This window comes from Paenibacillus sp. SER-28, assembly GCF_052906305.1.
Genome location: NZ_JBRECM010000001.1, coordinates 243,251 through 255,315, shown reverse-complemented (window position 1 = coordinate 255,315; position 12,065 = coordinate 243,251). Strand labels below are relative to the sequence as shown.

Here is a 12,065-nt window from a genome sequence, read left to right as displayed (position 1 = left end):
ATTGAATACGAGTCCAATGGATTATGCTATTTTCGTTCATTCAATCGTTATCGGCCGAGCTGTCTGGCTTCCAGTCCAACATCGGCTGCATGTATAACCATCTATTAGCTTGGATTATAAATATCGGCATCGTGGTCGGACACCCAATCAATCTGTCTCCAGCCTTTCCCCGCCATGGTCTGGCTAATATCCAACACCTCTATCGTCGGTTCCTGCCATTCTTTTTTACTCATTTCATCACCTCCCCTCCAACGAATGACGAACTGTCCGGCCAGATCAATCTGAATCAGTTCAATCCACAGAGAAAACGGTACACGATCAGGCTATGCATTAGTAGTCGTATATTTGGATCAGACGCCTGTTCAGGGCGGGGGTGGCGAAGTTTCGCCATAGCCGTCTTTATTAACTCAATATTGAGATATTCAGCCGCTCGTAAATCATGACACATCAGTTGAAGCTCCCCCATAAACGTATCCCAGCAAGGAAGCATACGATGTAGCCAATCGGCAGGCTGCACGCCGCGTACCCGCTGGTTCAACCGAACATCATCAGGTAGATGATCACGCATGGCTTTACGAATGAGGGCACGGTCCCGACCGTTTTGCACATACTGCTCAAAAGGCACCGATAAGCAAAAACGAATTACCCGGCTGTCCCCGGTCGGATCACGTTCCCATAGGCCATAACGTAGTGAAAGTTTGGTCGCGACCACACCATTTTTGTTGGCAATCGCCAAATTTGAGAACTTCTCTTTTCTCGTCTGATCGGCATTTTTTATCCAACCTGTTCCGCTCAATACAGGAATATCTTCTACATGCATCCGTTTGGCAAACTCCGGGTGAATCAGGGAAGGAACGGGACTTCGATTGCTACGCCGCAACCATGAATGAGATTCAAGTGAAGTCGCTTTTTTCAACATTACGGGGAGTAGATGTGACATGTGCCTGCCCGTAAGCTTGCTGTACCGCCACAATCCCTGAAAGGATTGCAACCAGTGCAAACGACGAAACTGCCGGGCATAATAGTCTAGTGCAGGGCCCCACGATACGGTAAAGTTGCCTCGTGCCCCGGTCAACAGTACACCGACATTGTGCTCCTGTGCTTTTTCGTAAAAACCTCTGATCCAGAAGGAGTTTTCAAAATATTTGTAGGGTGCTTCCATGAGTTCCAGCCAAATATCAATTTCTGAAAACGGACTTTTCCCCTCAAAATCCATATAATTCTCGTGAATGTTGCCCACATAGCGAGCCGTAGACTGAATATAGCTTCGTTCGTTCGCCAGCAATGTAGGCGGTGTCCAGTCTGTAAAATCTTGAACAGGCACATAGCTGTAGGCATGCAGCGGCTTCTGTTGCAAGTGCAGCGATGGCGCGGCAAAGCTTGCAACCGCTCCAGAGTCCAGCCCTCCGCTTAAGGCAGCCCCTACAGCGCGATGCGTCCGTAGTCGGGCAGTGACCGCTTGTGTGAACACCTCGCGGAAAGCTTCTATGTACTCGCCCCCTGTTTTGAGCCGCAGTGGCTCTACCTCATCCAGACATGCATATTTATGAAGGGTTCGCTTTCCCTCCTCCATAGTGAACCAATGTGCAGGAGGAAGCTGGTTGATATGCTTGTATGCGGTCGTTCCGATATCGACGGATTCCTGCATGGCGCGGATGGACAAAAATTCGGCCAGCCATGGCTCATACAATTCTTTTCGCAGAGAGGGCAGGGCCAAAAGCGGAGCGACTACCGTGCTAAACGCGAATCCTCGGTCATGCTGGTAGATGTACAACGTACGATTGCCTGTCATATCTCGAGCACCATATAATCGATGTTCCTTGGCATCCCAAATAACAAAGGCAAAATCACCTATCAGATAACCGGCTGCATCCACTCCCCATTTGTCATATGCCAGCAAAATCAGCTCGCTGTCCGTGATATCTTGTCGCCGTTCCTGCTCAACTCCCAGCCGTTCAAACAACTCGGAACGATTGTCAATAATTGCATCCGCTGTGATTGCCAAATCTCTAAGCTCATCATGGAAGGGAAGACGCTCATGAACAGATTCCGGGGTCACATGCTGGGCATGACAACCCAAAAAAATAGAGCCTTCACACCAAGCGCATACGCGGTCAGCGGGATATTTTCGCAGAGCTTGCATCATTTTCCCGCCTTCTTCGGTGCATACGGACTCATGCCCAAAGCTATAGATTCCGGCAATCGCACTCACGTTCTTCCCCCTTTTTCTTTTCCTATACTTGATAACACTACAGACGCCAAGCGCCCGAGCTTACGGGCAAAGAGGCTACGATATCGGAGACCTTGATTTGGGCGTTGATAGCTTTGGAGCTGAGCGATAAGACGGTTCCGCTCCTCATAGCTATGTGCCAACCTGTTTTCCAGGGATTGAATCCGCCGATCGTTCACGTTCTGGTCCACATGTATCCTTGCCGGATCTTGAGGTGCAGCATGACGGGTTGCATTTATCACGAGTTCTCTGTTATCTGCATCCTGTTCTTCCAGCATCCGATAAGCTGCCTTCCATTCAAAGCCGCTTTGCTGGAGGAATTGTTGTGTACGTCGACTCAGCAACTCTATATCCGGCTCATCCTCAAAGCGGACTCCAGTCATCTGCTCAGCCTGCTCCAGCGCTTCCGGGTAACCAAGCTGCTTAAACATGCGGGACCCAATGCTTCTGCAATACAGCTCAATTTCCGTTTTACTCAACAAGTGTTGCCAGCTATGTACCGAATCTTGATGCGCCTGCTCATGCTCTCCTACGAAGGGATCACCCGCTCCCATACTATAAAAAAGACTGGATTTGGGCGTATCCGCAAAGTCCCCATACTTTTCCATTCCCAGCTCATACTTGATTCCCAGAAAACTGCACAGCTTCTCGATCTCCATCGTTGGATTGGATACGAGTTGTTCATACCTAAGCGGGTATGCAAGTGGATGAGGTGTAGCAAAATAATGAGCATAACGGAACAAACCAACCGTAATATCCGTCATTTTCATATTAAAATGTGGACTCCCTAGTTCCTCCAGCAGTTGAAAACGTCCATTTCGTAGCTGATTAACCTTTTTGAATGAGGCCACAATGGCCAAAGGATTCCGGATAAGCCACAGCCTGCGGGAAGCAGGGAATAAACGGTCTATAAATTCCAAAACCGTATAGTAACGCGGGGATTTGTCGATAAGCATATCTGCTGTTGTTCCTTGAAGCAGACCATTATATATTTCAAGTGCATACGAACGGGAGGCCTGCTCCAATACGTCGGAGGGGACCATACCTTTAAAAAATTGCCGAAGTATCCCTGTTCCTCCATATGGCCGTGCATGTGACTGAGGAAGATCATATAAACTGAGCAGAAACCACATTTCCTGTGTGGCAAACAGGCGGGAATGGTTTTGCAAAATGGCGGTAAGCAGCGAGCTTCCACTCCGAGGGACACTTAACAGGAATACCAGCCCTCCGCCTTGCTTTTCAATCAAGCAAACTCCTCCTCTACCTCTGCTCAAGACACTTTAATAGATACATATCGTATTTTTATTATAAATTTATGATACATAGTGTATCTTGTCAATCCCTTTGATGGATAAATTCAGCACTTCACGTTCATGTTAAACCATATGTAGATCTATAAGCTCAACAATCAGCCTGTAAATAAAGATTTTGCTGCATATTAGCCAAAGGAGGATAGCACTATGGGACAAGCTGTTAAAGGTACAATTACCATTGAAGGTCAGGAAATTCCTATCACAAACCCAGATAAACCGCTGTGGCCTGAAGCAGGCGTGACTAAGGCGCTATATCTTCGCAAGCTCGCGGTATTGGCTCCCTTCCTGCTCAAATATTGCCATCGTCGTCTGCTGACCGTCATCCGCTGGCCACATGGGATTCACGGTGATTTTTTTTATCAAAAAAATGCCCCACGTCCTCGGCCGGACTATATTGAAACCGCTCTGCATGATGGTATTGAATATATCGTGCTCGGAAAATTGCCACAACTCCTCTGGCTTGGTAATCAAGCTGCGTTGGAATTCCATCCCTCTCTGCATGAAACGGGAAGCAAGCTGCCCTGTGAATGGATGATTGACCTTGATCCATCCAGAGAGGTGGAGCCACGTATTATGGAGGCAGCCTCTATTGTCGGTGAAGTACTGGCTTCGCTTGGTTTGGATTCCGTCCCCAAAACATCCGGGGCTACAGGTGTACAAATTATCGTTCCAATCCGTACAGGCATAACCTTCGACGAACTTCGCAGCATCGGGCTATTAGTCGGACAGTTTGTGACAGAAAAATACCCGCATCTGTTCACACTCGAACGGTTAAAGAAGGATCGTGGAACAGCCATCTATTTTGATTATTTGCAGCATTATCAGGGGAAAACCCTGGCCGCTCCTTATACCCCGCGGGCACGCCCCGGCGCTACGGTCTCCACTCCGCTAACCTGGGAAGAGGTACGGCAAGATGTATCACCACTTGACTACCATTTGCTGAATATTGAGGAACGACTAAACCAGGTAGGCGACTTGATCGACAAGGTTCCTCCCCAGCCTGTAGAAGACGTCCTCAAGCATATGCGCACCAAGACACATCCATCCTGACCACTGCTTTGTAGAACAAAAAAGGGGACGAACCCCGCAGCCATTAGGCTGAGAAATTGTCCCCTTGCGCTAGTGTATTCCTTTTTTCTTAAAACGTCCGCCCTTCACATCGTGAATGTTACCGATCGCGATGAAGGCGTGCGGGTCCCAATCTTCAACGATGCTCTTCAGCTTCGCTTCCTCCAGACGGGTAATGACGACGAAAATCACTTTCTTGCTTTCGCCCGTAAAGCCGCCTTCACCTTCCAGATAAGTGACGCCCCGTCCAAGACGGTCCGTCAGTGCATCCCCGATATCACGGTATTTGTCACTAATAATCCAGACTGATTTGGACTGATCCAGACCCTCAATCGTAATATCAATCATTTTCATCGCAATATAATAAGCAATCATGGAATACAGGGCATTTGGCCAACCGAACACAAAACCTGCACTTCCCAGAATGAAGATATTAACGAACAGTACGATCTCACCGACCGAAAAAGGAGTTTTTTCACTGACGAGAATAGCTACGATCTCTGTTCCATCCAGCGAGCCGCCAGACCGAATCACAAGACCTACCCCAACGCCGAGAATGACGCCCCCAAAGATAGCGCCGAGCAGCGGTTCGCCAGGAGTCAATGCACTTACATTGTGAAGTAATGCGGTTCCGATGGACATAACGACGATGCCGAATAATGTGGATAAAGCGAAGGTTTTACCGATTTGTTTGTAGCCGATAAGTAAAAATGGAAGGTTCAACAGGGTCAGGAAAATGCCGAGCGGATAACCAGTAATCTTGGAGGCCATAATGGAAATACCTGTGACGCCTCCGTCGATGACGCCATTAGGAACCAGGAATATTTCCAGGCCCACTGCCATGAGCGCCGCTCCAAAAATAATCATGGCGGCACGCTGGAATAGGCGTTTTGCTTTATTTTTAGGATTAGCTGGTATTTTGCTGATCTTGGTCAACTCTCCGGTCACATCTGTGATCTCAGACAGATTTTGGACTTCCTTGCTCACTACACTCATATATAAATCCCCCCGTTACAGTATGGTATATTGGACCGAAAAAGGGGCTGCGATCCGCAGTCCCCTCTCCTTTACGGCTCTTAATTATATGAATAGTATACCATAAAACTGTGATTTTGCGCAAAAAAGTTAGCAAAGAGCACATAAATCACAATAAAGCGGGATTATATCGATAAAAACGGCGAAAATCGCCTTTAAAGGAGTGGAGAGAGCATGCGAGTTAGAATTTCAGCTGTTTTCTGAGATCGAGGCCGTCTGCGGAACACGTTCAAATCTATGCGTGAAGAGTTGGAAATGTCCTCTACAAAATCTGCCGAAAGCCGTTCCAGCGCTGAATTGGCAAAAACTACAGCGGTCAACTCAAAATTATAGAAAAAGCTGCGCATGTCCATATTGGCGGTCCCGACCGAGCCGAGTAAATCATCAACAATCACCACTTTGGCGTGAATAAATCCTTTTCGATATTGGTAGAACTCCACCCCTGTCTCCAACAGTTCTTGCACATAGGATAAAGACGCCAGATGAACCAGCTTCGAATCAGATTGGTAGGGAATAATAATTTTCACATCTACGCCACTGACTGCTGCCAGCTTGAGCGCCTCATGAATCCCCGGATCGGGAATAAAATACGGCGTCGTAATCCAAATCCGCTTTTTGGCAACCGTGAGCGCACCAAAACACATTTCCTGAATCGTATCCCATACCTGATCGGGACCGCTGCTCAAAATCTGTACTTCCTCATCCCCAGTGCAGGTATGTGGAGGAAATAAATTCACATCCATCAATCTCTCCCCTGAGGCCAGCTTCCAGTCGCTAAGAAATGCATTTTGCAGAAAATAGACGCTATCTCCTTCAATCTGCAAATGCGTATCCCTCCAAAATCCCACTTTGGGGTATTTTCCGAGATAATCGTCGCCTATATTAATCCCACCCACAAATCCAATCATGCCGTCCACCACCACGATTTTCCTGTGATTGCGATAGTTGATCCGGCGATCCAAAGTGGCGAAAAACGGAGGTAGAAAATAATGAAATTCCACTCCCGCCTCACTACAGGTACGAATGAAGGAATAAGGCAAATTGTAGCTTCCTACACCGTCCACAACGAATCGTACCTTTACTCCCTCACGTGCCTTGCGGATCATAACCTCTTGAAACTTTCTTCCGATTTCATCGGCCCGAAATATGTAAAACTCCACATGGATATGATGTTGCGCTTGTTCCATCGCTGTCAGCATAGCCTCGAAGGTTTCTTCACCGTTCGTCAGCACACGTGTGCGATTACATCCAGTCAACGGGTTTTCCGACATGCGAATTAACTGGTTAAACAGACGCTCCTGATGCTTGAAATGAGGATTATGCATTTGCTCCACATGTTCAATCACTTTGGATTGCGCCCACAGACGCTCGCGAAATTCACGAAACAGCTGCGATCCCCCTTTTCGGACCATTTTGCGCTTCTGATAATCCTGTGCAACAAAGTAGTACACGACAAAGCCAATGAGCGGGAAGCAAAACAAAATAAAGAGCCAGGCTACCGCTTTGGACGGCTTGCGAAATTCAAAGAGCAGGATCGTCCCGGTCTGAAAAATAAAAACAATTAAAACCAACAGCAACCACAGCATATCTAAGCCTCCTTATATATCTTAGGATTTTGCAAAATCCTCATCTACGTTTTATACTAAGCTCCAATTTTTTTGACATGTTTGCCTCTTAAGCTGAATAGATAGTAACCAAGCACTATAGGAGCGATGTCCGGAAAGGAGCGATTATGAAAAAAGGAAGCCTAAATCGCCGGATGACCCTGCTTGTTATTCGGGATGCACAGCAACCGCCCAAGCAGCTACAATGCTCTACAGCCGCTGTCATTCTCGTCCCGACTCTTGTGATCGCGTCTATCTCTACACTCGTGATCGGGCTGCAAATCCGTTCTTCCCATATTATCTCCCAAATGGAAACGAATCTTGCTGTCCAGAGTTTGCAGATGGAGGTCACGGTAGCGGACAAGGATGCAGCCATTGGGCGACTACGGCAGGAAGTCATGGAACTGACGAATCAAGCCACCAATATTCGTGAACGTCTTCAGCGCGTAACAGAGCTGGAACAACAAATGCAGCAATTCATTCGTAAACACGGAAACTCATCTGCCACAAGTAACCATAAAAAGACCATGACGCCGCTCTCCTGGAATGCTTCCGGCCATATTGGAGGTGAACTGATCGCAGTGCATGAAAATACTGCCCTCCTAACTCGCCAGGCAATGGATGATTTTCAGGAGATCGAATCTCTGTTGGACACGGTGGAACGTACGGTTCCCCGCTCTATTCAGCAAGCAAATGCCGTACAGCAGAATCTGGAGCGCAAACAAGCCGCACAGCTACTCCAGACCCGTAGGCTGGCTCTTGCCGAACAAGGGAATCCCTCCGTTTGGCCTGTTGGTTCACGGCGAATGACCTCCAGCTTCGGCTATCGCAGCGACCCTTTTACGGGTAGATCTGCCTTTCATTCAGGCGTGGACATTGCCGGACAAACCGGTGATCCTGTCTATGCAGCAGGAGCCGGCACCGTCTTGGAGGCTGCTTCTAGCGGAGCCCGCGGCAAGTGCATCATCATCCAGCATCCTGACGGACTCCAGAGCTGGTATATGCACCTGAGCGGCATGCAGGTGGCTCCGGGAGATCGCGTCCACAAAGGACAGACCATCGGTCTGTTAGGAAGTACCGGGAGAAGCACGGGACCTCATCTTCATTTTCAGATCGTCAAGCATAACCAACCTGTCGATCCATTACTGTATGTACAATGAGGACTTTTCAAAATCCTTACAATAAAGATTGGGGGAAAACCATCATGTTCAAGGAATCCAAAAAAAAGCTCTCCGCCCCAGCTATGGATACACTGCTCGCTAATGGCACCAGCTTTGAAGGTACAGTTGAGGCAGAGGCCAATATTCGGATTGACGGTCATTTTCAGGGCGATATCCGCAGCACTCGTACTGTCGTCATTGGAGAATCTGCTGTGGTACGTTCGGACATCATCGCACAAGACGTCATTCTTGCCGGTAAGGTGTTCGGCAGCATTACTACAGAAGGACGACTGACCATTACGCCGACAGGTGAACTGTACGGAAATACGGCGACCGCTGCATTGGTCATATCTGAAGGCGGTGTACTGGACGGCACAAGTCAAATGAACCGAACAAAGGATGTAGAGTTGTCAACTTCTACGGATGAGTCAAACGGCGAAACCCAATCTAGTTTCAGCAAAAACAGGGAGGACAGCCAAGCCGATCTGCAATCCGAAGCAGGGTAAAATCAGTATACACTCCATTCATTCCATAATATCCTCCACTCTGCGTTCCAAAAATAATTGGTACACCTTACGTATGACAATTTTTCCGCACATATACAATGGAATCACCAAAATGATGCCCAGAATCCCGAGCAGGTCGCCACCAACCAACAGTAAAATAACGACAGTCAACGGATGAATATCCAGCTGTTTGCCAAAAACTATAGGTGACAGCCAATTATCCTGAATTTGCTGTGCAGCAATCACCACGACCAGCGACCAGAGCGCCATCGAAGGTGATTCGAGAAATCCAATAATAACTACAGGTATAGAAGCAGCCACTGCCCCCACATAGGGAATAAAATTAAGAAAAATCGAAATAACGGCGAGCAGCAAGGCATAAGGCAAACCAATAATTAAAAATCCAAGGAACATCATCACACCCAACGCGACATTGATCAGCACCCGACTCACGATAAAGCTGCTAAGCGCGCTATCGATATCTTCCATGACCTCCAACGCGTCTTTGTGATATTTTTTAGGAAAGAAGTTTAGCATTTTAGGGCCAAACTTGCTCCCTTCCTTCAGCATGTAATAGAGCAATATGGGAAAAGTAGCCAATACGATAAAAAAGTAGGATACGAACGATACCAGCTTTACCGAGTAATCAGACAGTGTCGAAAAAGCTTCGTTCAACGTATCTGACAGTTGTGACAGCGGGTCTTCACCCGGAGGCAGCACTTGTCTCAAGGATTGATTATGCCGCCATTGGCTCAATTGATCAACCAGACTTTTAATGAGCTTCGGCGCATTTTCAAATAAATTGGTTACCTGATCACGCAGCGTAGGCCACACACCCCATGAGAAAACAAACAATAACACTCCAATGACCAAATAAATCAGCAAGATGGAGATAGATCGTTTGATTTTTCTACGTTCCATTACATCTACAATCGGCCTCAATAAATAATAGAGGAAAAAAGATAGCATCAACGGTACAACCAGCAAGCTGACCAAAGATACGAGAGGACTGAATATAAAGCTTACTTTGGTACCCAAGTAAATGATGAGTAATAGCATGACAATACCAGTAGTCAGACGAAAAAAACGATTATTTTGCAGCATATCATGCGGCCCCCCTCTGTTCTGTTCTCTCTACCTCTTTAAACGCAAAATGACCCTATTGATTGATTGTTGCTGAAAATAGATTACAATATACCCCTACACTCAGAATGTGCAGCAAAAATAACATAGGTACAGGATAAAATAGCGTAAAATGAATATTTTGCAAATTCCTGAAATAATAAAAAGGACGTCCAAATGCTAGGCATTTGAACGTCCTTTGTGTTACTCTATGGCACTTCCATTTAGGTCGAAACATCCCGTTTTACGAAAACCACCCAGGCAATGGCGATAAAAATCACATAATAGGCGGCCAGCACGGTGAGCGAAAAGGTTAGACTGGAACTTACTGTACCCGGCGGCATATCTAGATATTTTTTCAGATCCATATGTGTAAATAGTACGTATTTGGTCCATTCATAACGATCTGTGCTGAACAAGCCAATAGAGTTATAGACTGTTTTGGTGAACATCATGAACAACGACAGCCCAATCGCCAAGGCACTGGAACGGAAAACTGCGGATAGCATAAATGCAAAGGCCATCGTCACGAATAAGGCGATATAGCTATACAAGAAGTTCAGCGTTACATAAGATATCGGATCACTGAACAGCGGAACAGAACCCGCTGGTGCATCCTTGGATAACATCAGCCATGAGGACAGCGTAACCATCAAGATCAAAATGATCGTTCCGAGCAAACTGAACAAAATCACGGATATATACTTGGACAACAATATTTTGCTGCGAGTCCAAGGTCGGATGAGCAACAACTTAATCGTTCCCCAAGTAAATTCACCAGCCACCGAATCAGCGGCTACAATGACCGTAAACGTCGTATTGAGGAAAAATGTAAACAACGTTGTCAACGCAATTCCATCCCACACACTGACCTGATCGGAAACCAGGGAAATCAGCATCGGAATCGCAGCCGTGATGACCGCCAGCAGACCCAGCATAATCCATGTGCGCACACGCAGGTAAATTTTCAGATTTTCGTTATGTACCAACTTGAAAAAATCAGCCAATGAACCCGCCTCCCGTCACTTCCAAAAATTGATCTTCCAGCGTACGGGCAACCGGGCGAATCGCATATACTTTAATTCCGTTTGCAGCCAGCAGGCTGTTCATCTCTGCGATCTGTTCCCGCTCCAAGTGAAGCAGCAGTTGATTGCCTTCGACGCGCCCTGCTCCAGCAAGCGCATAAGCTTGCTCGGCATCATTTACCTCAAAAGCAATTTCTGCCGTCTGCACTTCCTCCCCTGTATTCTTCAGCTGCTTGATATCAACCAGCCGTCCGCTCTGAATAATGGCTACACGGTCGCACATCAGCTCCATCTCGGACAACAAGTGGCTTGATACGAACACGGTAATTCCTTCCGTACGGGTCAATTGACGCAAATAATCCCGCAGTTCTCGAATACCCTGCGGGTCCAAGCCGTTGGTCGGCTCGTCCAGCACGAGCAGCTTCGGTCGATGCAAAATCGCCTGAGCTACCCCAAGTCGCTGCCGCATCCCGAGCGAGTAGGTTTTTACTTTGTCATGAATTCGGTTTCCGAGTCCCACCAAACGAATCGCTTCATCCACGCGCTCTGGGGTCACCCCAGGAGACATTCGCGCAAAATGCTGCAAATTTTGATAGCCTGTCAAAAACTTGTACATCTCCGGGTTCTCAACAATTGCGCCGACATGGGAAACGGCCTTTTCAAAATCGGTATTAATGCTGTCTCCACAAATATGAATATCGCCCTTGCTGATCGAAATCAGGCCAACCATCATACGGATGGTAGTCGTTTTTCCCGCACCATTGGGTCCCAGGAAACCAAATACCTGTCCCGCCGGAACCTCCAGCGTCAGATCATCCACGATCGCTTTTGAGGAAATGATTTTACTCACACCCTCCATACGTATGACGGGAACCTGTCCTGTCGCTTGCTGCATACTATGAAACTCCTTCCATCCGGAGTGAAGCTGTTATCCATTTTACTTTACATTTCCGGTTTTGGAAGTATTGTACCATATTTAACCTTTTAGAAACACCACGCAGC

General features: G+C 47.2%; 11 protein-coding genes. 3 read left to right on the top strand and 8 right to left on the bottom strand.

Annotated elements, in window-relative coordinates:
• Window positions 1-104: 104 nt before the first annotated feature.
• Genes ACUYLD_RS01125 through ACUYLD_RS01115 form a run of 3 tightly spaced genes read right to left on the bottom strand, consistent with a single transcriptional unit; the run spans window position 105 to window position 3,477 of the window.
• Complete coding sequence (locus ACUYLD_RS01125) at window positions 105-233, bottom strand: paeninodin family lasso peptide (RefSeq protein ID WP_134902123.1); 129 nt, start codon at window positions 231-233, stop codon at window positions 105-107.
• Window positions 234-286: 53 nt separating this feature from the next.
• Window positions 287-2,212 (bottom strand): asparagine synthase-related protein, encoded by a 1,926-nt coding sequence (locus ACUYLD_RS01120; RefSeq protein ID WP_446674266.1) that lies wholly within the window; start codon window positions 2,210-2,212, stop codon window positions 287-289.
• Window positions 2,209-3,477: a sulfotransferase family protein gene (locus ACUYLD_RS01115; RefSeq protein WP_446674265.1), complete on the bottom strand. Its 1,269-nt coding sequence runs from the start codon at window positions 3,475-3,477 to the stop codon at window positions 2,209-2,211. Before ACUYLD_RS01115 ends, ACUYLD_RS01120 begins: the two co-directional genes overlap by 4 nt.
• Window positions 3,478-3,690: 213 nt before the next feature.
• On the opposite strand from ACUYLD_RS01115, the gene ligD reads away from it, so the two are divergent.
• Window positions 3,691-4,593, top strand: coding sequence for a non-homologous end-joining DNA ligase (ligD, locus tag ACUYLD_RS01110; protein WP_446674264.1), 903 nt, complete (start codon window positions 3,691-3,693; stop codon window positions 4,591-4,593).
• 69 nt (window positions 4,594-4,662) lie between these two features.
• On the opposite strand, the gene ACUYLD_RS01105 is transcribed toward ligD, so the two are convergent.
• Both ACUYLD_RS01105 and cls read right to left on the bottom strand, forming a co-directional pair.
• On the bottom strand, window positions 4,663-5,607 hold the full coding sequence (locus tag ACUYLD_RS01105; protein ID WP_250243674.1) for a YitT family protein: 945 nt from the start codon (window positions 5,605-5,607) through the stop codon (window positions 4,663-4,665).
• Window positions 5,608-5,801: 194 nt separating this feature from the next.
• Complete coding sequence (gene cls, locus ACUYLD_RS01100; protein WP_061830255.1) at window positions 5,802-7,232, bottom strand: cardiolipin synthase; 1,431 nt, start codon at window positions 7,230-7,232, stop codon at window positions 5,802-5,804.
• Window positions 7,233-7,378: 146 nt separating this feature from the next.
• On the opposite strand from cls, the gene ACUYLD_RS01095 reads away from it, so the two are divergent.
• Both ACUYLD_RS01095 and ACUYLD_RS01090 read left to right on the top strand, forming a co-directional pair.
• The gene (locus tag ACUYLD_RS01095) at window positions 7,379-8,410 is read left to right on the top strand and encodes a M23 family metallopeptidase (RefSeq protein WP_446674263.1); all 1,032 of its coding nucleotides are present in this window, start codon (window positions 7,379-7,381) and stop codon (window positions 8,408-8,410) included.
• A gap of 44 nt (window positions 8,411-8,454) precedes the next feature.
• Window positions 8,455-8,916, top strand: coding sequence for a bactofilin family protein (locus ACUYLD_RS01090; RefSeq protein ID WP_446674262.1), 462 nt, complete (start codon window positions 8,455-8,457; stop codon window positions 8,914-8,916).
• Window positions 8,917-8,934: 18 nt separating this feature from the next.
• Here ACUYLD_RS01090 and ACUYLD_RS01085 read toward each other — a convergent pair whose 3' ends face one another.
• From ACUYLD_RS01085 to ACUYLD_RS01075, 3 genes are all read right to left on the bottom strand, one after another.
• On the bottom strand, window positions 8,935-10,020 hold the full coding sequence (locus tag ACUYLD_RS01085) for an AI-2E family transporter (RefSeq protein ID WP_061830257.1): 1,086 nt from the start codon (window positions 10,018-10,020) through the stop codon (window positions 8,935-8,937).
• Between the two features lie 242 nt (window positions 10,021-10,262).
• A complete protein-coding gene (locus ACUYLD_RS01080; protein WP_061830258.1) occupies window positions 10,263-11,045 on the bottom strand; it encodes an ABC transporter permease in 783 nt (260 codons plus the stop codon).
• Entirely contained in the window at window positions 11,038-11,958 is a 921-nt protein-coding gene (locus tag ACUYLD_RS01075; RefSeq protein WP_446674261.1) for an ABC transporter ATP-binding protein, read from the bottom strand. The genes ACUYLD_RS01080 and ACUYLD_RS01075 overlap by 8 nt, the downstream gene beginning before the upstream one ends.
• Between the last annotated feature and the right edge of the window lie 107 nt (window positions 11,959-12,065).

Bases quoted from the DNA above. Each gene is read 5' to 3' on its own strand.
- ACUYLD_RS01090 (WP_446674262.1), top strand. From the start codon at position 8,455: ATGTTCAAGGAATCCAAAAAAAAGCTCTCCGCCCCAGCTATGGATACA.
- ACUYLD_RS01075 (WP_446674261.1), bottom strand. From the start codon at position 11,958: ATGCAGCAAGCGACAGGACAGGTTCCCGTCATACGTATGGAGGGTGTG.
- ACUYLD_RS01125 (WP_134902123.1), bottom strand. From the start codon at position 233: ATGAGTAAAAAAGAATGGCAGGAACCGACGATAGAGGTGTTGGATATT.
- ACUYLD_RS01095 (WP_446674263.1), top strand. From the start codon at position 7,379: ATGAAAAAAGGAAGCCTAAATCGCCGGATGACCCTGCTTGTTATTCGG.
- ACUYLD_RS01085 (WP_061830257.1), bottom strand. From the start codon at position 10,020: ATGCTGCAAAATAATCGTTTTTTTCGTCTGACTACTGGTATTGTCATG.
- ACUYLD_RS01105 (WP_250243674.1), bottom strand. From the start codon at position 5,607: ATGAGTGTAGTGAGCAAGGAAGTCCAAAATCTGTCTGAGATCACAGAT.
- ligD (WP_446674264.1), top strand. From the start codon at position 3,691: ATGGGACAAGCTGTTAAAGGTACAATTACCATTGAAGGTCAGGAAATT.
- cls (WP_061830255.1), bottom strand. From the start codon at position 7,232: ATGCTGTGGTTGCTGTTGGTTTTAATTGTTTTTATTTTTCAGACCGGG.